General features: G+C 64.0%; 18 protein-coding genes. 3 read left to right on the forward strand and 15 right to left on the reverse strand.

Features of this window, described 5'->3' with window-relative positions; genetic code table 11:
- Positions 1 to 74: 74 nt before the first annotated feature.
- The 4 genes from ACR0NY_RS12895 to ACR0NY_RS12910 all read right to left on the reverse strand — a co-directional run bounded on the left by ACR0NY_RS12895 (position 75) and on the right by ACR0NY_RS12910 (position 4,727).
- Entirely contained in the window at positions 75 to 2,048 is a 1,974-nt protein-coding gene (locus ACR0NY_RS12895; RefSeq protein ID WP_170369021.1) for an AMP-binding protein, read from the reverse strand.
- A gap of 143 nt (positions 2,049 to 2,191) precedes the next feature.
- A complete protein-coding gene (mutT, locus tag ACR0NY_RS12900; RefSeq protein ID WP_005979926.1) occupies positions 2,192 to 2,590 on the reverse strand; it encodes an 8-oxo-dGTP diphosphatase MutT in 399 nt (132 codons plus the stop codon).
- A gap of 55 nt (positions 2,591 to 2,645) precedes the next feature.
- Complete coding sequence (gene argJ, locus ACR0NY_RS12905; RefSeq protein ID WP_170369020.1) at positions 2,646 to 3,872, reverse strand: bifunctional glutamate N-acetyltransferase/amino-acid acetyltransferase ArgJ; 1,227 nt, start codon at positions 3,870 to 3,872, stop codon at positions 2,646 to 2,648.
- Between the two features lie 6 nt (positions 3,873 to 3,878).
- Positions 3,879 to 4,727: a peptidylprolyl isomerase gene (locus ACR0NY_RS12910; RefSeq protein ID WP_170369019.1), complete on the reverse strand. Its 849-nt coding sequence runs from the start codon at positions 4,725 to 4,727 to the stop codon at positions 3,879 to 3,881.
- A 176-nt stretch (positions 4,728 to 4,903) separates the two neighbouring features.
- On the opposite strand from ACR0NY_RS12910, the gene secA reads away from it, so the two are divergent.
- From secA to ACR0NY_RS12925, 3 genes are all read left to right on the forward strand, one after another.
- Positions 4,904 to 7,609, forward strand: coding sequence for a preprotein translocase subunit SecA (secA, locus tag ACR0NY_RS12915; RefSeq protein ID WP_170369018.1), 2,706 nt, complete (start codon positions 4,904 to 4,906; stop codon positions 7,607 to 7,609).
- A 100-nt stretch (positions 7,610 to 7,709) separates the two neighbouring features.
- On the forward strand, positions 7,710 to 8,627 hold the full coding sequence (locus tag ACR0NY_RS12920; RefSeq protein WP_170369017.1) for a hypothetical protein: 918 nt from the start codon (positions 7,710 to 7,712) through the stop codon (positions 8,625 to 8,627).
- Positions 8,628 to 8,651: 24 nt separating this feature from the next.
- Positions 8,652 to 10,208, forward strand: coding sequence for a phosphate ABC transporter substrate-binding/OmpA family protein (locus tag ACR0NY_RS12925; protein ID WP_170369016.1), 1,557 nt, complete (start codon positions 8,652 to 8,654; stop codon positions 10,206 to 10,208).
- Between the two features lie 3 nt (positions 10,209 to 10,211).
- Here ACR0NY_RS12925 and radC read toward each other — a convergent pair whose 3' ends face one another.
- Genes radC through thiD form a run of 11 tightly spaced genes read right to left on the reverse strand, consistent with a single transcriptional unit; the run spans position 10,212 to position 18,367 of the window.
- Positions 10,212 to 10,967 (reverse strand): RadC family protein, encoded by a 756-nt coding sequence (radC, locus tag ACR0NY_RS12930; RefSeq protein WP_170369015.1) that lies wholly within the window; start codon positions 10,965 to 10,967, stop codon positions 10,212 to 10,214.
- A 36-nt stretch (positions 10,968 to 11,003) separates the two neighbouring features.
- Complete coding sequence (locus ACR0NY_RS12935) at positions 11,004 to 11,738, reverse strand: ABC transporter permease (RefSeq protein WP_170369014.1); 735 nt, start codon at positions 11,736 to 11,738, stop codon at positions 11,004 to 11,006.
- Positions 11,735 to 12,463 (reverse strand): ABC transporter ATP-binding protein, encoded by a 729-nt coding sequence (locus ACR0NY_RS12940; protein ID WP_170369013.1) that lies wholly within the window; start codon positions 12,461 to 12,463, stop codon positions 11,735 to 11,737. Before ACR0NY_RS12940 ends, ACR0NY_RS12935 begins: the two co-directional genes overlap by 4 nt.
- The gene (gene tenA / locus ACR0NY_RS12945) at positions 12,460 to 13,134 is read right to left on the reverse strand and encodes a thiaminase II (RefSeq protein WP_170369012.1); all 675 of its coding nucleotides are present in this window, start codon (positions 13,132 to 13,134) and stop codon (positions 12,460 to 12,462) included. The genes ACR0NY_RS12940 and tenA overlap by 4 nt, the downstream gene beginning before the upstream one ends.
- On the reverse strand, positions 13,131 to 14,066 hold the full coding sequence (locus ACR0NY_RS12950; RefSeq protein WP_170369011.1) for an ABC transporter substrate-binding protein: 936 nt from the start codon (positions 14,064 to 14,066) through the stop codon (positions 13,131 to 13,133). The genes tenA and ACR0NY_RS12950 overlap by 4 nt, the downstream gene beginning before the upstream one ends.
- 20 nt (positions 14,067 to 14,086) lie before the next feature.
- Positions 14,087 to 15,049: a ThiF family adenylyltransferase gene (locus tag ACR0NY_RS12955; RefSeq protein ID WP_170369010.1), complete on the reverse strand. Its 963-nt coding sequence runs from the start codon at positions 15,047 to 15,049 to the stop codon at positions 14,087 to 14,089.
- Positions 15,046 to 15,642, reverse strand: coding sequence for a thiamine phosphate synthase (locus ACR0NY_RS12960; protein ID WP_170340742.1), 597 nt, complete (start codon positions 15,640 to 15,642; stop codon positions 15,046 to 15,048). The genes ACR0NY_RS12955 and ACR0NY_RS12960 overlap by 4 nt, the downstream gene beginning before the upstream one ends.
- The gene (locus ACR0NY_RS12965) at positions 15,639 to 16,409 is read right to left on the reverse strand and encodes a thiazole synthase (protein WP_170340740.1); all 771 of its coding nucleotides are present in this window, start codon (positions 16,407 to 16,409) and stop codon (positions 15,639 to 15,641) included. Before ACR0NY_RS12965 ends, ACR0NY_RS12960 begins: the two co-directional genes overlap by 4 nt.
- A gap of 2 nt (positions 16,410 to 16,411) precedes the next feature.
- Positions 16,412 to 16,606 (reverse strand): sulfur carrier protein ThiS, encoded by a 195-nt coding sequence (thiS, locus tag ACR0NY_RS12970; RefSeq protein WP_170340738.1) that lies wholly within the window; start codon positions 16,604 to 16,606, stop codon positions 16,412 to 16,414.
- Positions 16,590 to 17,567: an FAD-dependent oxidoreductase gene (locus ACR0NY_RS12975; RefSeq protein WP_170340736.1), complete on the reverse strand. Its 978-nt coding sequence runs from the start codon at positions 17,565 to 17,567 to the stop codon at positions 16,590 to 16,592. The genes thiS and ACR0NY_RS12975 overlap by 17 nt, the downstream gene beginning before the upstream one ends.
- Positions 17,564 to 18,367: a bifunctional hydroxymethylpyrimidine kinase/phosphomethylpyrimidine kinase gene (thiD, locus tag ACR0NY_RS12980; RefSeq protein ID WP_170369009.1), complete on the reverse strand. Its 804-nt coding sequence runs from the start codon at positions 18,365 to 18,367 to the stop codon at positions 17,564 to 17,566. Before thiD ends, ACR0NY_RS12975 begins: the two co-directional genes overlap by 4 nt.
- Positions 18,368 to 18,388 lie beyond the last annotated feature (21 nt).

Here is an 18,388-nt window from a genome sequence, read left to right on the forward strand (position 1 = left end):
CTACTCCTCAAACTGCGGGTGAACGGGACGGCGGGCGGGGCGATGGCCGCAGGCCGAGCGGCGCACGACCGGCCTCATTCCGCGGCCACCTTCTGATGCGACACCGGCACGACCGGCACGTCGACGATATCCAGCGTGGCGCTGATCGATCCCTTGCGCCCGTCCTCATAGGTCACCTCGGTCGTGGTCGATACCGCCTCAGACCCGTCATAGAGCGCGGCGATGATGTCGGCGTATTTGTCCTCGACGAACTTGCGGCGCACTTTTCGGGTGCGGGTGATCTCGCCATCATCGGGGTCCAGTTCCTTGTGCAGCACTACAAACCGGTGCACCTGGCAACCCGAAAGCATCTCGTCGGCGGCAACCGACTTGTTGACCTCTTCCACATGGCTGCGGATTGTCTCCAGCACCCGTGGATGGCCCGCCAGTTCCTGGTAAGACGCGTAGGCGATGTTGTTGCGCTCGGCCCAGTTGCCCACCGCCGTCAGATCGATGTTGATGAAAGCCACGCAGCGGTCGCGGCCATTGCCGAACAGCACCGCCTCCAGGATGTCGGGATAGAACTTCAGCTTGTTCTCGACATATTTCGGCGCGAACATCGAGCCGTCGGCCATCTTGCCGACGTCCTTGGCGCGGTCGATGATCCGCAGATGGCCGCTGCTTTCCTCGATGAACCCCGCGTCGCCCGTGGCGACCCAGCCTTCGGGGTCCTTGGTCGAGGCGGTGGATTCGGGGTTCTTGAAGTATTCAACAAACACGCCGGGCGAGCGATAGAAGATCTCGCCATTCTCGGCGATCTTCAGCTCGACGTCGGGGGCCGGAACGCCCACCGTGTCGGCGCGCACCTCGCCGTCGGGCTGGACGGTGATGAACACCGTCGCCTCGGTCTGACCATACAGCTGCTTCAGGTTGATCCCCAGCGAGCGGTAGAAATCGAAAATCTCGGGCCCGATCGCCTCGCCCGCTGTGTACCCGACACGGAACCGGCCATAGCCCAGCGTGTCTTTGAGCGGTCCGTAAACCAGGACATTTCCGATCGCGTATTTCAGGCGATCCATTAGTCCGACCGGGTGGCCGTCCAGGATGCGGCCGCCGACCTTTTTGGCGTGATCCATGAAATAGCGGAACATCCGCTGCTTCATCGGGCTGGCATCCTCCATCCGGATCATCACGTTGGTCAGCTGGGTCTCAAACACGCGCGGCGGGGCGAAGAAATAGGTCGGACCGATCTCACGCAGGTCGGTCATCATCGTGTCAGCGCTTTCGGGGCAATTCACGCAGAACCCGCACCAATAAGCCTGACCGACCGAAAAGATGAAATCGCCCACCCAGGCCATCGGCAGATAGGACAGGATATCCTCGTTCCGGGTCAGGTGGTCGAATTCGGCCGAGTTCTTTGCGCTCTCGATCACGTTGCGGTTCGACAGAACCACGCCCTTGGGCTTGCCCGTGGTGCCCGAGGTATATAGCATCACGCAGGTGTCGTCATAGGTGATTTCGGCGATGCGGCGGTCCAACTCGGCGTCGAGCCGGTGATGCCCAGCGCGCCCCTCGGCCATGATGTCGCTCAGCGCGTTCATCTGGCTGTGGTCGTATTTCCGCATGCCGCGCTTGTCGGTATACAGGATGTGCTTGATCTGGTTCAGGTTGCCCTGGATCTCGATGACCTTGTCGACCTGCTCCTGATCGCCGCAGACCACGTATTTCGCGCCGCAATGGTCCAGCACATAGGCCATCTCTTCAGCGACCGAGTCCTGATATAGCGGCACCGGCACCGCGCCCACCATCTGGGCCGCGACCATCGACCAGTAATGCGCCGGGCGGTTGCGCCCGATCACGGCGATATGGTCGCCCTTTTCAACGCCAATTTCCAGAAATCCCAGCGCCATCGCGCGGATCTCGGTGGCCGTTTCCGCCCAGGTCCAGCACTGCCAGATCCCGAATTCCTTTTCGCGGTAGGCCGGGGCATCCCCGAACTGCGCCGCATTGCGGTTTAGCAGCGCCGGAAGGGAGTGCACCCCCTCGGCGCCCGACTGCGTCTGAGCCAATTCTATCTCTCCTCCCCATCCGGCCCCGGTTTGGGCCGGAACGACGTCGCCGGGTCAGACCCGCGCGCCGCTGCCCCGATTAAGGACAAGGAGGACGATCAGCGTCAACTTTTTCGTGATGTTTTCCGGAATCTTACGAATTGTTACAGCCAGTCCCGCAAAATCGGGATCAACGGAACATCCGCCGCCGGCATCGGATAGTTGCGCAGGTCGTTCGCGCGCACCCATTTCAGCGCCTGACCTTCTTTCGACTGCGGGATTCCCTGCCATTTGCGGCAGGCAAACAGCGGCATAAGCAGGTGGAAATCGTCATAGCTGTGGCTGGCAAAGGTCAGCGGCGCCAGGCACGAGGCCCAGGTGTCGATGCCCAGTTCCTCGTGCAATTCGCGGATCAGAGCGGCCTCGGGGGTTTCGCCCGGCTCGATCTTGCCGCCGGGAAATTCCCACAGCCCGGCCATGGCCTTGCCTTCCGGGCGCTGCGCCAGCAACACCCGCCCATCCACGTCGATCAAGGCGACGGCAGAGACGAGCACCGTTTTCATGGTCGCAGTCCCGGACGCAACACCGGGCTCCACTTCTGCTGGAATTGCTCTGATGTCACGACCGGTAATCCGCGTTGATCTCGATGTACCCGTGGGTCAGATCGCAGGTCCAGACGGTGGCCTTGCCCTCACCCAGCCCCAGATCGACCGCGATCACCAGTTCCTGGCCTTTCATGTAGGCGGCGGCGTCTTCCTCGCGATAACTGGGGCTGACCCAACCTTTTTCGGCCACAAGAATATCGCCGAAAGAAATGCTGAGTGTGTCGCGATCGGCCGCCGCGCCGGATTTGCCGATCGCCATGACGACACGGCCCCAATTCGGGTCCTCGCCCGCGATGGCGGTCTTGACCAGCGGTGAATTGGCGATGGCCAGCCCGTGGACCTTGGCATCCGCGTCCGAGGCCGCGCCGGTCACGCGGATCTCGACGAATTTGGTGGCGCCTTCGCCGTCCTTCACCACCTGATGCGCCAGATCCAGCATCACCGATTCCAGCGCCCGCGCGAAATCGGCATTGCCGGTGGCCTCCACGCCCGACGCGCCCGTCGCGCACAGCAACAGGCTGTCCGAGGTCGAGGTGTCGCTGTCCACGGTGATGCAGTTGAAGGTCCGGTCGGTCTGCTCGGCCAGCATCCGTTGCAGCGCCGATTGGTCGATCTTCGCATCGGTGAAGATATAGACCAGCATTGTCGCCATGTCGGGTGCGATCATACCCGATCCTTTGGCAATCCCTGCAATAGAGACTGTTTTGCCGTCGATCTCCACCTGCGCGCTAGCGCCTTTGGGGAAGGTGTCGGTGGTCATGATCGCCCGCGCGGCCTGTTCCAACGCGTCGGCGCGCAGGCCGGCGGTCAGCTCGTCCAGCCGGGCCACGATCCGGTCATGCGGCAGCGGCTCGCCGATCACCCCGGTCGACGAGGTGAACACGCGGCTCTGCGCCACGCCGGTCGCCTGCGCCACGGCTTCGGTGATCTGCCCGACCGAGGCCCGCCCGTACTGCCCGGTAAAGGCATTGGCGTTGCCCGAGTTCACCAGAATCGCCGCCGGCCCGTCGCTGGGCCCGCCGATCTTGTCTTGGCAATCCAGCACGGGCGCCCCACGGGTGGCCGAGCGGGTGAACACCCCCGCCACCGCGGTACCCGGATCGAGCACCGCCAGCATCACGTCGGTGCGGCCCTGATACCGCACCCCGGCAGCGACGGCGGCGAACCGCACACCGTCGATGACCGGCAGATCAGGGAAGGCCGCAGGGGCCAGCGGAGACACCTTGGTGATCTTGGCCACTGGGGTTTACTCCTGAACCAGGTCCAGCTTGCGGACCACGTCCGGGGTCAGGCCCTCGACCTCGGGGCGCTCGACGCTGCCCGCCTGGGTCAGCTCGTCGATCTTGGCCTGAATGGCCTCCTGACGAACGGACTGGGCCAGTTCATCCCGCACCGCCGCAAACTCGGGCGCTTCGGATTTGCGTTTGTCGTTCAGGATCACCACATGCCACCCGAACTGGGTCTGCACCGGGTCCGAGACCTGGCCTTTTTCCAGCCCGATCACGGCCTGTTCGAACTCGGGAACCATCTGGCCCTTGCCGAACCAGCCCAGCGCGCCGCCATTGGGGCCGGACGGACCGGTGGATTTCTCTTTGGCCAGCTCGGCAAAATCGGCGCCGTCGTCCAGTTGCGCCTTGATCTCTTTGGCCTCGTCCTCGGTCGCGACAAGGATGTGGCTGGCGTTGAACTCGTCCTCGCCTTGGAACTCGGCGAACTGCGCGTCATAGGCGGCCTGGATCGCGTCGTCCGTCACCTCGGCATCGGTGATCTGGTTCACCGTCTGCACCGCTTTCAGCGAGCGCTCTTCGTTGGTCAGCATCAGCGCGTTCAGGCGGGTCAGCTCGTCCTGCTCTTGGCTGAGCAATTGTTGCTGGATCAGCTGCTCGACGATGAACTGGTACAGGACCTCGTCTTCCAACTGCTGATATTGCGGCGGCAGGCCAGCCGCAGTGGCAATCACGTGACCCAAAGTGATCTCGTCGCCGTTGACGCGCGCCACAACCGTATCGGCAGAGGGTTCGGTTTCAGCGGCGACAGGCAGGGCCATCATGGCCGCAAGAGCCAGCGATGGCAGAAAAGTGAGACCTTTGGGCATGAATTCATCCTATATTCTGGCCGCGACAGGGCGTGGCGTTGACACTCTGGAACCTGCCGCTTACATCGCTTGCAGCCTTTGACAGGACCATCTTTTCCTCCCAGCTATCTATGGGTTGCGCGCAAGGTGGGCAAGCCTGTCGCAACCAAGACAAGAAAAGATCCGCTGGAGTGAACATGCTGGGACTCGGTACGCTTGCCAAAAAGGTGTTCGGAACACCGAACGACCGCAAGATCAAGGCAACCCGCCCGCTGGTCGAAAAGATCAACGCGCTGGAGCAGGAGTTCGAACAACTCTCGGATGACGATCTGAAAACCAAGACCGAAGAGCTGCGCAAGCGGGCCAATGAGGGCGAGAGCCTGGACGTCCTGCTGCCCGAGGCCTTCGCCAACGTTCGTGAAGGCGCCAAGCGCGCGCTGGGTCTGCGGGCCTTTGACGTGCAGCTCATGGGTGGCATATTCCTGCATCAGGGCAATATCGCCGAGATGAAGACCGGCGAAGGCAAGACCCTGGTCGCTACCTTCCCGGCCTATCTGAACGCACTGACCGGAAAGGGCGTGCATATCGTCACGGTCAACGAATACCTGGCAAAGCGTGACGCCGAATGGATGAGCAACGTGTTCGGCGCGTTGGGTATGACCACCGGCGTGATCTGGTCGGGCCAGCCCGATGCCGAGAAAAAAGCGGCCTATGCCTGTGACATCACCTATGCCACCAACAACGAGCTGGGCTTCGACTATCTGCGCGACAACATGAAGGCGGATCTGAACGAGGTCTACCAAAAGCACCACAATTTCGCGATCGTGGACGAGGTCGACTCGATTCTGATCGACGAGGCACGGACCCCACTGATCATCTCGGGTCCATCTCAGGACCGGTCCGATCTCTACACGGCCATCGACGGTCTGATCCCGTCCCTGCAGGACGATCACTATACGATCGACGAGAAGTCCCGCAGTGTGACCTTCACCGATGAAGGCAACGAGTTCCTTGAAGAGCAGCTGCACGCCAGTGGCCTGCTGCCCGAGGGCCAGTCGCTGTACGACCCCGAAAGCACCACGGTGGTGCACCACGTCAACCAGGGCCTGCGTGCGCACAAGCTGTTCCAGCGCGACAAGGACTACATCGTACGCGACGGCAACGTCGTCCTGATCGACGAATTCACTGGCCGGATGATGCCGGGCCGCCGTCTGTCCGAAGGCCTGCACCAGGCGATCGAAGCCAAGGAAGGCGCGCCGATCCAGCCCGAAAACGTGACTTTGGCCAGCGTGACTTTCCAGAACTATTTCCGCCTCTATGACAAGCTGGCCGGCATGACCGGTACCGCCCTGACCGAGGCCGAGGAATTCGCCGAAATCTATGGCCTGGGCGTAGTCGAAGTGCCGACCAACAAGCCGATCGCCCGTATGGACGAGGACGATCAGGTCTATCGCACCGCGGCCGAAAAATACGCGGCCATGATTGAAGAGATCAAGAAAGCAAATGCCAAGGGCCAGCCGGTTCTGGTGGGCACGACCTCGATCGAGAAGTCCGAGATGCTCAGCGAGATGTTGACCAAGGAAGGCATCAAGCACAACGTCCTGAACGCCCGCCAGCACGAGCAGGAGGCCCAGATCGTGGCCGAGGCCGGACGTCTGGGCGCGGTAACCATCGCCACCAACATGGCCGGCCGCGGCACCGACATCCAGCTGGGCGGCAACGTTGAAATGAGCGTCATGCAAGCGCTGGCCGAGAACCCCGACGCCGACCCGGCCGAACTGCGCGCCCGGGAAGAGGCGCGCCATGCGGAAGAAAAGCAAAAGGTGCTTGAGGCCGGCGGTCTGTTCGTTCTGGCCTCGGAGCGCCACGAAAGCCGCCGCATCGACAACCAGCTGCGCGGCCGTTCGGGCCGTCAGGGCGACCCAGGCCGCACCGTGTTCTTCCTCAGCCTGGAAGACGACCTGATGCGCATCTTCGGCTCGGAACGGCTGGACAAGGTTCTGACCACCTTGGGCATGAAAGAAGGCGAAGCGATCGTGCACCCTTGGGTGAACAAGTCGCTCGAACGCGCGCAGGCCAAGGTCGAAGGCCGCAACTTCGACATGCGCAAGAACGTTCTCAAGTTCGACGACGTGATGAACGATCAGCGCAAGGTGATCTTCAGCCAGCGCCGCGAAATCATGTCGACCGACGATCTGTCCGAAATCGTTTCGGACATGCGCGAACAGGTCATCGACGATCTGATCGACCAGTACATGCCGCCCAAAACCTACGCCGACCAGTGGGACACCGACGGGCTGCACGCGGCCCTCAAGGAAAAGCTGAACATTGATGTTCCGGTTCAGGAATGGGCGGCCGAGGATGGGGTCGACGACGACGTGGTTCGCGAGCGCCTGATCAAGGCCACCGACGAGATGATGGCCCAGAAGGCCGCCGCCTTCGGCCCCGAGAACATGCGCAACATCGAAAAGCAGGTGCTGCTGCAGACCATCGACAGCAAATGGCGCGAGCACTTGCTGACCTTGGAACATCTGCGCTCGGTCGTGGGCTTTCGCGGCTACGCCCAGCGCGATCCGCTGAACGAATACAAGACCGAAAGCTTCCAGCTGTTCGAGAACATGCTCGACAGTCTGCGCGAAACGGTCACCCAGCAACTGGCCCGCGTCCGCCCGCTGACCGAAGAAGAGCAGCGCGAGATGCTGGCACAGATGCAGGCGCAGCAGGCCCAGATCAAGAAAGCCGCCGAACAGGCCGAGGCGGTGGCCGAGGCGCAGGCCTCGGGCGATGCGCGGCCCGGCTTTGTCGAGGACGACCCGTCAACCTGGGGTAACCCGTCGCGCAACGATCCCTGCCCCTGCGGGTCCGGCAAGAAATTCAAGCACTGCCATGGTCGGCTTGCCTGATCCGGTGAGATTCCCGACATAATGAGTCCGCGTCGCGGCCACATATTAGCCGCGATTGTTAAGCACTCTCCGACTCGCTCCTTCAACTGGGGAGGGTGTCTTGTTTGTAATACGGAACTACGTGACCACAGGTGGCACGGTCGCATGCGCCTTGGCCATCGGCTACCTGATGCAGAACGGACCGGCCTCGCAGCCGGACGTGCAGGAAACACGTCAGGCGATGATCCAGCCGTCTGGTGAAGGCACCGTGATTGCCGGGTTGGAAGGAATCGTGCTGACCTCGGCAACGCCGACCGCGTCCACGGCCCCCGAACCCTCGGCCAAGGTTCCGCCTCGGGCAGAGCCTGCCGTTCCTCAGGCGCAGGTCAACTGCGATCTCCGGGCCCGCGCAATGGCAGCCCCCAACGCGACAGCACGTTTGACCTTGAAGGCCCCCTGCAACCCCGATGAAACCGTCGAGCTGCACCACAGCGGCATGACGTTCAGCGCCCAAACCGACAAGGACGGCCGTCTGGACCTGTCCATTCCCGCCCTGTCGGAATATGCCATTTTCCTGATCTCGTTCAAAAACCAGCGCGGCACTGTCGCCACCACTCACATTCCTGATTTTTCAGATTATGACCGCGTTGCGCTGCAATGGACGGGGGACACCGAATTGCAACTGCACGCGTTGGAGTTCGGTGCATCCTATGGCGAAGCCGGGCATGTCTGGTCAAACGCCAGCAGTTCCGGCACCGGGCAGGTTGTCCACTTCGGCATGGCCGGCGAGCGCAATGTCGAGATCTATTCGATCCCCCGCAACGCGGCCGACGCAAATGGCACCGTCGCCCTGAGCGTCGAGGCCGAAGTGACTCCCCGGAATTGTGGACAGGACCTGGATCTGCAAGTGCTCGAGTTGCTGGACGATCAGGGGCTGCGGTCGCGAGAGCTGTCGATCACCCTGCCGGCCTGCGACAGCGGACAGGACTTTCTGGTGTTGAATAATCTGTTCCAAGACCTGACAATCGCCGCAAAGTAACGGCAGGCAGGTCAACAGGTCTTTATGAAGTATCTTCGCGCGACGATGACGGTGTTGTCGTTGATGGCTGGCGCTTCAGGCGCCCTCGCTCAGGACATCACGCTGACCTCGCATGACGGCAAGGTCGAGATCACCGGGAACCTGTTGGGGTTTGATGGTGAGTTCTACCGTGTGGACACCCAGTTCGGCGAACTGACGGTGGATGGATCCGGCGTTACCTGCGACGGTCCGGCTTGCCCAAACCTGATCGACTTTGTGGCCGAAGTGCACTTCTCTGGCGCATCGGTGATGGCCGAATCCCTACTTCCGGCGTTGATCGAAGGCTTTGCGCAACGAGAAAACCTGAACGTGCTAAGCGAAGGCACAGACCATGCGCAGCTTGTCTTTGCCCTGACGCAGCCGGATCGGACCGCCCCTTTGGCGCGGTTTTTCCTGCGCGTTTCGGACACCGATCGCGGTTTTGCCGATCTGACCGCCGATCAGGCAGACATCGCTTTGGCGATGCGCGAAATCCGCCCGCAGGAGGCCGCGGCGGCGCAAGAAAACGGTCTGGGCGACCTGTCCCGACCGCGCCGGTCGCGGGTGGTGGCGCTTGGCGCGCTGGTGCCGGTGGTCTCATTGGACAATCCGATCCAGCAGATCTCGGTTTCGGACCTGGCGCGGGTCATAAATGGCGAGGTCGCCAACTGGGCACAGCTCGGTGGCCCGGATGCCCCCATCGCCGTTCATCTGCCGGATGTGACAACCGGCGTTGGTCAGGCCGTACAAGACCAGGTGATGCAGCCAGCCGGTGTGCAGGCGCATGAGGCCGTGATCCGCCACACCCGCAGCGCGGAACTGGCAGCAGCGGTTGCGCGCGATCCCTTCGCACTCGGTATCGTCAGCCACGCTGACCCGCAAAACGTGCGCAGTCTGCCGCTGGCCGGCGGATGTGGTCACGCACTGCGCGCCACGCGCGCCGCCATCAAAACCGAGGACTATCCGCTGACCCTGCCGATGTTCCTGTATCTGCCGCAGCGGCGCCTGCCGAAGATCGCCCGCCAGTTTCTGGCCTATGTCCAAAGCCCCGAGGCACAGATGGTCATCCGGCAAGCCGGTTTCGTCGACCAGTCCCACGAACTGGTACGTCTCGGGCTTCAGGGCGACCGGTTGGCCAACGCCATCACCTCGGGTGGGTCCGAGGTGGGGCTGGAAGAGCTGCAACGGATGATCGAAACTCTGCGCCCGCTGTCGCGCCTGTCGGTGTCTTTCCGGTTCGAGCCGGGATCGTCGCGGCCAGACGCGCAGTCGCGGTCGAACATCCTGCAAATGGCGCAGGCGCTTGAATCGGGCCAGTATGACGGGCGCAAACTGGTCTTCGTCGGTTTCAGTGACGGAGACGGTGCTGCGGAAACCAATGCCCGCATCGCCTTGCGGCGCGCACAGACAGTGCGGAACGCGATCCTTGCCGCGATCGAGACCGCAGTCCCCGAAACCGTCGCGATCGCCGTCGAAGGTTTCGGTGAAGCCATGCCCATGGCCTGCGACGACACGGAATGGGGCCGCAAGGCCAACCGTCGTGTCGAAGTCTGGGTGCGCTAGCGGTCAGAGATAACCTTCCGAGCGGAAGCTCAGCTCGGTCGATTTGCCGATGATCAGGTGGTCGTGCAAGGTCAGCCCCAGTGCAGCGCAGGCATCGTTGATGCGGTTGGTCATGTCGATATCCGATTGCGAGGGGGTCGGATCGCCCGACGGATGATTGTGCACCAGGATCAGCGCCGAGGCGTTCAGCTCCAACGCGCGTTTGGCGACCTCGCGCGGGTAGACGGGTACGTGATCGACGGTACCCTTGGCCTGCTCCTCATCCGCGATCAGCACGTTCTTGCGGTCCAGATAGAACACGCGGAACTGCTCGATCTCGCGATGCGCCATGGTGGTGTGGCAATAGTCCAGCAGCGCATCCCAGCTGGAAATCACATGCCGCTGCATCACCCGGGCACGGGCCATGCGATGGGCGCAGGCCTCGAGGATCTTTAGGTCGGTGATGACGGTATCGCCCACGCCCTTGATCTGGCGCAGGCGTTCCACAGGGGCGGTCAGCACCCGGTTGAAGTCGCCGAACGCGTCCAGCAGCCGCCGCGCCAGCGGTTTCATGTCCTGCCGGGGGATCGAGCGGAACAGGACCAGTTCCAGCAGCTCGTAATCCGGCATCGCCCCCGCGCCGCCCGACATGAACCGTTCGCGCAGGCGTTGGCGGTGGTCCTTGATGTACGAGGGCAGCCGACCCTCAGGCAGCGGTGTGACCTGCGCTTCGTCAGTTTCGAACAGTGATGGGGCTTCGGCAAAGGCGTCCTTGGTCATGCGCCCATGATTGCCCCAGAATCGGTTTCCGAATGGTTAACGCGCCTCACCGGCCATGCGGGCCGTGGCGCGGCGCACTGCCAGGTGCAGAAGGATCGAGAACACCCCAAGCGTCAGCATCGCGGCAAACATCAGGTCGGTCTTGGCGCGGCCATTGGCCAGCAGCATCAGGTATCCCAGCCCCTGCGACGAGCCGACCCATTCACCGATCACGGCCCCGATCGGAGCATAGACCGCCGCCAGCCGCATCCCCGAAGCCAGCGAGGGTAGCGCCGCCGGGATGCGGATACGCCACAACACGCTGCGCGAGCTGGCCTGCATGGTGCGAGCCAGATCCAGATAGCCCTGCGGCGTGCGCATCAGCCCGTCGAAAAACGACGAGGTGATGGGGAAATAGATGATCAGCACCGCCATCGCGACCTTGGACCACAGCCCATAGCCCAGCCACAGGGTCAGCAACGGTGCCAACGCAAAAACCGGCAGTGCCTGGGTGAACACCAGCATCGGCTGCACCAGCACCCGCGCGGCGCGGGAATTGGCCAGTTGCAGCGCGGTGACGACGCCCAGCACAGTGCCGCAGGCCAGACCGATCAGCACCTCGATGGCGGTGATCCAGGTGTGTTCGGCGATCAGCCAGCGGTTCTGCCACCAGGTCTCTGCCACCAATGCCGGGCCGGGCAAGATGAATTTCGGCAGGCCGGTCAGGGTGACGATCGCCTGCCAGATGGCCAGCGCAAACAGGGTCGCGGCAAGGACCGAGAGCGTCTTCATGCCACTTCCTCGCGCAGCAGTTTCAGCAGCGCGCCCTGCGTTTCCAGCGTCTCGAGATCGTCCACCTTCCGCGGGGCCGGTGCATGAGGCGGTTGGCATGGGGTCAGGCCGTGTCGCGTCATCACCATGATCGACTGCCCCAGACGCGCGGCCTCGGCAGGGTCATGGGTGACCAGCAGAACGGTCCGGCCCTGCAATGCCTCGGCGGCTAAGTCCTGCATGTCGGCGCGTGTGCGCGCATCCAGCGCCGAGAACGGCTCGTCCAGCAGGATGATCGGCTTGTCCTCCATCAGGGTGCGGGCCAATGCCACGCGCTGACGCTGCCCGCCGGACAACTCCGAGGGCTTTTTGGTCATGTGGTCCTGCAAGCGCATCCGTTCGATCAGACGGGCGCGGCGGTCCTGATCGACCCGTTCGCCGCGCAGCCGCGCGCCCAGCGCCACGTTCTGCGCGACCGTGGCCCAGGGCAGCAGCAGATCGTCCTGCGCCATGTAGGCCACGCGCTCGGCCACCGGCAGCCCGTCGCTGGCGCGGATCTCGCCGGTGAATTCGGCCCCGGTCGCCAACCCGGCGATCAGACGCAAAACCGTGGTCTTTCCGACCCCCGATCCGCCCAGCAGACAGGTCCACTGCCCGGCCTTCAGCGACAGGGTCAGCGGCGCGAACAGAGGCGCGCCGTCGATACTAGCCTGTCCGCTGATGGTCAGATCGGGGGGCGGGGTCATGGGGTCAGGCCCATCTGCCAGAAATTGACCTCGAGCTCGGTCGCGGTGCGGAAGGTCTGGCACAGGCGATCCCAACGCGGTGTGGTACGGAAATCCGCCCCAAGTCGCCTTATTAGAGCCGAATCCAGCAGTTCACCCACAGCCTGACAGGCTTCCTGATATTCACTGCTGGAATAGGCGTCGATCCAATCGCGGTAGGTGTCCGAGGCGGCCTCGGCCGCCAGCCGTGTGCCGATTTCCCCGTATCCCATTACGCAGGGCGCCAGCGCCGCCAGCAGATCCAGCAGATCACCGCTGTAGCCGGCCTCGAGTACATAGCGTGTATAGGCCAGGTTCTCGGGGCGTTCGGGCGTGGCGAACAGCTCGTCCTGGCTGATGCCCTCGGCCTCGCAAATGCCGATATGCAACTTCATCTCTTCGCTGATCAGACCGTTCACCGTGCGCGACGCGGCCAGCATCTCGGCATGGGTTTCCGATTTCACCACCGCCAGCGCCCAGGCGCGCGAGAAATGGATCAGGAACACGTAATCCTGCCGCAGGTAATGCAGAAACGCCGCACGCGGCAGGGAGCCGTCCTTCAGCCCCTCGACAAAGGCGTGGCGGGTATAGTCCCGCCACGGCCCCTGCGCCGCATCGCGCATAAGCGCGAAGGCTTTGCCATAGTCGCTCATTGCGCGGTCACGTCGATGGTGATGTCGCTGACCGGGTTGATGCTGTCGATCATGCCGGAGTCTTTAAGAAAGGCCTCGAACCGGGCATAGCGGCCGGCATCGAATCCCGCCGGGCGCAGCGCGAAGCGCGGCAGGGTATCGACCCAGGCTCGGGCGTTCAGCTCGTCCTGCAACTCGGGCGAGGTGGCGGCGAAGATCTCCCAGCTTTTTTCCGGGTTGTTCACGATATACTGCGTGGCCTTCTCGGTGGCGGCCAGGAAGCGGGCAATCATGTCCTTGTCCATCGTTTCAGGGTTGGCCACATAGATCAGCTCGTCATAGGGCGGCACGCCTTCTTCCTCGATGTAGAAGCAGCGGCCCGGAACGCCTTCGATGTCCATCTGGTTCAGCTCGAAATTGCGGAAGGCGCCGATCACGGCGTCCACCTGCCCCGTCATCAGCGATGGCGACAGCGAGAAGTTGACGTTGATCATCTCGATATCGTCCAGCGACACGCCATGCGCATTCAGCATAGCGGTCAGGATCGCCTCTTCGACACCGGCGACCGAAAAGCCGATCTTCTTGCCCTTGAGGTCGGCCAGCGATTTGATCGGGCCACCCTCGAGCACCAGAAGGCAGTTCAGCGGCGTGGCGACCAGCGTGCCGACCCGTTTCAGCGGCAGGCCCTCGTGGATCTGCAGGTGCAGCTGCGGCTGGTAGGACACGGCCAGATCGGCTTGACCGGCGGCCACAAGGCGCGGCGGGGCCGAGGGATCGGCGGGCGGGACGATTTCGACCTCAAGCCCCCGTTCGGCGAAATAGCCGTTTTCCTGCGCCACGATGATCGGCCCGTGGTCGGGGTTCACGAACCAGTCCAACAGGACGGTCATCTTGTCCTCGGCCCAGGCAGGCGCGGCGGCCAGCAAGGCAAGGGCGGTGATCAGTTTCTTCATGGTCTGCGTTTCCTTTTGCTTCACGACGTTGCGGCGGCGACCAGAACGATCCGGCCGGGCCAATGGGGGTGGAGTTCCTCGGCCGCGCGCCAGGCGCGCAGCCCGGTGGCACAGCAGAGGGCCAGAGTTTTGCCCTTGTTAGGCTCTGTTTTCAGCGCTTCGACCGTCAGTCGGCGGGCGTTGGGGTGGATCGCTTCGGGCGCCTCATCGACGCTGCGCAGATCGACAACCAGGTCGTTCGGGGTCAGTTGCGAGGGGGCAACAAAGGGGAAATGGCCGTCCGGTTCCGGCGCGGTGTCAAAGCGGAAGCCGCTGCTGGTGCAACTGCGCCCGTCCACCTGCACCATCTGGCCCAGCGGCGAGGGATCGAGGCCCAGGATCACGCCCAGCGCCATCTGCGCCTGCATCGCGCCGATCATCGCCACGACCGGGCCCAAAACGCCTGCGGTGGCGCAACTGGCCCCGCTGTCAGGCGCGTCGGGGAACACCGCGCGCAACGACGGCGCGCCGCCGCAAAACCCGCCGACATATCCGGACAGGCCCAGAACCGAGGCGGTGATCAGCGGCTTGCCCTGCGCCAAGCAGGTATCCGAAAGCGTATAACTGGCCGCGTAGCTGTCGGCGCAATCCAGAACCAGGTCGACCTCGGCCACCAGATCAGCAGCAATTGCCGGTGTTAGACCCTGTTTTCGCGCTTCAACGGTGATCTCACCATTCAGCGCCCGACAGCGTTCGGCGGCCGCTTCGGCCTTGGGGCGGCCGCAATCGGACTCGGCAAACAGCGTCTGGCGATGCAGGTTCGACAGGTCCACCGTATCGGGATCGACGATGGTCAGATGCCCCACCCCGGCCCCGGCCAGCAGCGGCAGCACGGGCGCGGCCAGCCCCCCGGCGCCCACAACAAGAACCCGCGCGCGGGCAAGGCGGTTCTGCCCCTCGGCCCCGACCTCGGGCAGGATCATCTGGCGGGCGTAGCGGCTCATCGCGTGACCTCGATCCACTGGCGCACCCTGCCTTCGGGGTCGGGGTTCAGGGTGATGTCGGTGACGACGGAGACGATGTCGGCCCCGGCCTGAAACACGCCCGGCGCGCGCTCGACGCTCATGCCGCCGATGCCGACCAGGGGGATGTCGCCCACGCGCCGTTTCCACTCGGTCACACGCGGCAGGCCCTGTTGGTGCCATTTCATCTTTTTCAGGATGGTCGGGTAGACCGGCCCCAAAGCCACATAGTCCGGGTCCATCGCCAACACGCGCTCAAGCTCGTCATCGTCATGGGTCGAAACGCCCAGTTTCAGGCCGGCCTTGCGGATGCCATGCAGGTCGGCGGCGTCCAAATCCTCCTGCCCCAGGTGGATCCAGTCGCAGCCCGCGTCGATGGCGGCCTGCCAATAGTCGTTCACCACAAGCACCGCACCGTGGTCGCGGCACAGGGCCTGGGCGGTGGCGATCTCCGCGCGCACCACCGCGTCGGGCTGATCCTTGATGCGCAGTTGCACCAGTTTCACGCCCAGGGGCAGCATCCGCCACAGCCAATCGGCATGATCGAAGATCGGGTAGAAGCGGTCGAGCGTCATGACAGAAAGGCCTTTCCGATCACCGGGGTCGAGGCTTCGGCCATGTCGCGCGGCTCGATCGGGTCGGCCTGATGCGCCAGTTGCCCGGCCTGCACCGCCAGCGCCATGGCCTGCGCCATCGCCACCGGATCGCCGGCCCGAGCAACGGCGGTGTTCAGCAGAACCGCGTCATAGCCCAGCTCCATCGCGTGGGCGGCGTGGCTGGGCAGGCCGATGCCCGCATCCACCACCAGCGGCACATCGGGAAACTCCGCCCGCATCGCGCGCAGGGCGTATTCGTTGTTCAGGCCCCGCCCCGACCCGATCGGCGCGCCCCAGGGCATCAGCACCTGGCACCCGGCCGCCAGCAGACGTTCGGCCACGATTAGGTCTTCAGTGGTGTAGGGAAACACCTGGAACCCTTCGTCGGTCAGAATGCGCGCGGCTTCGACCAGTTGGAACACGTCGGGTTGCAGGCTGTCGGTGTGGCCGATCAGTTCCAGCTTGATCCACGGTGTGTCGAACACCTCGCGCGCCATGTGGGCGGTGGTGACGGCCTCTTTGACCGTGTGACAGCCGGCGGTGTTGGGCAGGATCAGCACGCCCAGATCGCGGATCATCGACCAGAACGCCTGACCCGCCCCGCCCGCGCCCTCGCGCCGCAATGACACCGTGGCCACGCCCGCGCCGCTGGCTCGGAAGGCCTGTTCCAGGATCGCCGGGCTGGGATATTGCGCGGTGCCCAACATCAGCGGGTTGGGCAGTTCGGTGCCGTAAAACGTTTTCATCCTCAGCCCCCCTGCATCGGTGCGACGACTTCAACCCGGTCGCCCTCGGCCAGTTTGTGCGCGATGCGCAGGCTGGAGGGCACGAATTCCTCGTTCACCGCGGTGGCGACGCGGCCGGAAAAGCCGCATTCGGCCAGCAGCTCGCCAAGGGTTTCGGCGCGCACTTCGCGCGGCTCGCCATTAATCACGATCTTCATCGACCATCTCCGAATGTGTGTTGTTCAACGCCAGATCGGCCACGCCTTGGGCCAAGGCCGGGGCCAGCAGGTAGCCGTGACGATAGAGGCCGTTGGCATAGATCGTCCGACCCAGCCGGCGGATGCGCGGCAGGTTGTCGGGAAAGGCCGGGCGCAGATCGACGCCGATCTCCAGCACCTCGGCCTCGCCAAAGGCAGGGTTCAGCGCATAAGCCGCGCTGAGCAGTTCCAGCATCGAGCGCGCGGTGATCCGGCTGCTGTCCTCGGTTTCGATCATCGTGGCGCCCAGCATGTAGATGCCCTCGCCGCGCGGCACGACATAGAGCGGCATCCGGGGATGCAGAAGGCGTACGGGCCGGGTCAGCGTCACATCGGGGCAGCGGATCACCAGCATTTCCCCCTTCACGCCGCGCAGGTCGTGCAGGATGTCGCGCGCGTGCAAGCCCCGGCAGTCGATGGCGTTTTCCAGCCGCGACGGGGCCAGCGTGCGGTGGAATTCGACCCCCTTGTCCTGCAGGCCGCGATACAGGTCCTGCAACGCGCGGCGAGGGTCCAGATGGGCCTCGTCGGTGAAGAACAGGCCTTGGGAATACCCGTGCAGATCAAGCTCTAATTCAGCTATTTTCGCTTGATCAACCTGCGTGAACCTCTCGGTCCGGCGGGCAAAGCGGCGCAGGTCGGGTAGGTCGCGCGTGTTGGCCACGACCAGCGTTCCCTGCCGCGCGACCGGGGTGCGGGCCGCCCACCAGTCGATCGCCTGCCGCCCCAACCTCAGCACCGGTTCCTCGGCATTTTCATACTCGCACCACGGCGCCAGCATGCCGCCCGCCCACCAGGAACAGCCATGCGGACCGGGAGGCCCGCCGGGATCGAACACCTGTACCTGCGCGCCCCGCGCGACCAGTTCCGAGGCCACGGCCAGGCCGGCGACCCCGGCACCTATGACCGACCAGACCGTCACGCCGGCCATACCCGGTGGAAGTGATGCACCGGCCCGAGGCCCGAGCCGACCTGCAGCTCATCCGCGCGGGTGATTGCGCCTTGCAGGTAGTCATGCGCCTGCGCCACCGCATCGACCAGCGGCAAGCCATTGGCCAGACCGGCCGCGACGGCCGAGGACAGGGTGCATCCGGTGCCGTGGGTGTTGCGCGTGTCCTGACGGGGCGCGGTAAATTCACCGATGATGCCGTTCTGGTCGATCAGCAGATCATGGCAAGTATCGCCCTTGCCGTGTCCGCCTTTCATCAGGACGGCCCCAGCCCCCAGGGTGCACAGATCATGGCCCTGCGCCACCATTTCCTCGGGCGTTTCTGCGACCAGTCGGTCCAGTAGACAGGCGGCCTCGGGCAGGTTCGGGGTCAGGACGGTGGCGCGGGGCAGCAGCACCTTGCGCAACGTTTGCACCGCCTCGCGCGCCAGCAGGGCATCGCCCGATTTGGCGATCATCACCGGGTCCAGCACGATGGGCCCGGCAAAGCCGGACAGGCCGTCGGCGACGGTTTGGATGATCTCGGGCGTGGCCAACATGCCGATCTTGACCGCGCGCACGTCCAGATCGGACAGAACCGCGTCGATCTGCGCGGCGATCACGTCCAGCGGGATACCATGCACAGCGGTGACCGCCTGCGTGTTCTGGGCGGTGACCGCGGTGATGACACTGGCACCGAACACACCCAGCGCCGACATCGCTTTGAGATCGGCCTGAATGCCAGCCCCGCCGCCGCTGTCGGATCCTGCGATGGTCAAAGCGATATGCGCCATGTCGCTCCCTTCTTGCATGTG

The sequence above is a fragment of the Ruegeria sp. BJ5 genome (assembly GCF_056537865.1).

Bases quoted from the DNA above. Each gene is read 5' to 3' on its own strand.
- ACR0NY_RS12940 (WP_170369013.1), bottom strand. From the start codon at position 12,463: ATGACCCCGCCCCCCGATCTGACCATCAGCGGACAGGCTAGTATCGAC.
- ACR0NY_RS12910 (WP_170369019.1), bottom strand. From the start codon at position 4,727: ATGCCCAAAGGTCTCACTTTTCTGCCATCGCTGGCTCTTGCGGCCATG.
- ACR0NY_RS12925 (WP_170369016.1), top strand. From the start codon at position 8,652: ATGAAGTATCTTCGCGCGACGATGACGGTGTTGTCGTTGATGGCTGGC.
- mutT (WP_005979926.1), bottom strand. From the start codon at position 2,590: ATGAAAACGGTGCTCGTCTCTGCCGTCGCCTTGATCGACGTGGATGGG.
- secA (WP_170369018.1), top strand. From the start codon at position 4,904: ATGCTGGGACTCGGTACGCTTGCCAAAAAGGTGTTCGGAACACCGAAC.
- ACR0NY_RS12955 (WP_170369010.1), bottom strand. From the start codon at position 15,049: ATGAGCCGCTACGCCCGCCAGATGATCCTGCCCGAGGTCGGGGCCGAG.
- ACR0NY_RS12960 (WP_170340742.1), bottom strand. From the start codon at position 15,642: ATGACGCTCGACCGCTTCTACCCGATCTTCGATCATGCCGATTGGCTG.
- ACR0NY_RS12965 (WP_170340740.1), bottom strand. From the start codon at position 16,409: ATGAAAACGTTTTACGGCACCGAACTGCCCAACCCGCTGATGTTGGGC.
- radC (WP_170369015.1), bottom strand. From the start codon at position 10,967: ATGACCAAGGACGCCTTTGCCGAAGCCCCATCACTGTTCGAAACTGAC.
- tenA (WP_170369012.1), bottom strand. From the start codon at position 13,134: ATGAGCGACTATGGCAAAGCCTTCGCGCTTATGCGCGATGCGGCGCAG.
- thiD (WP_170369009.1), bottom strand. From the start codon at position 18,367: ATGGCGCATATCGCTTTGACCATCGCAGGATCCGACAGCGGCGGCGGG.
- ACR0NY_RS12935 (WP_170369014.1), bottom strand. From the start codon at position 11,738: ATGAAGACGCTCTCGGTCCTTGCCGCGACCCTGTTTGCGCTGGCCATC.
- ACR0NY_RS12950 (WP_170369011.1), bottom strand. From the start codon at position 14,066: ATGAAGAAACTGATCACCGCCCTTGCCTTGCTGGCCGCCGCGCCTGCC.
- thiS (WP_170340738.1), bottom strand. From the start codon at position 16,606: ATGAAGATCGTGATTAATGGCGAGCCGCGCGAAGTGCGCGCCGAAACC.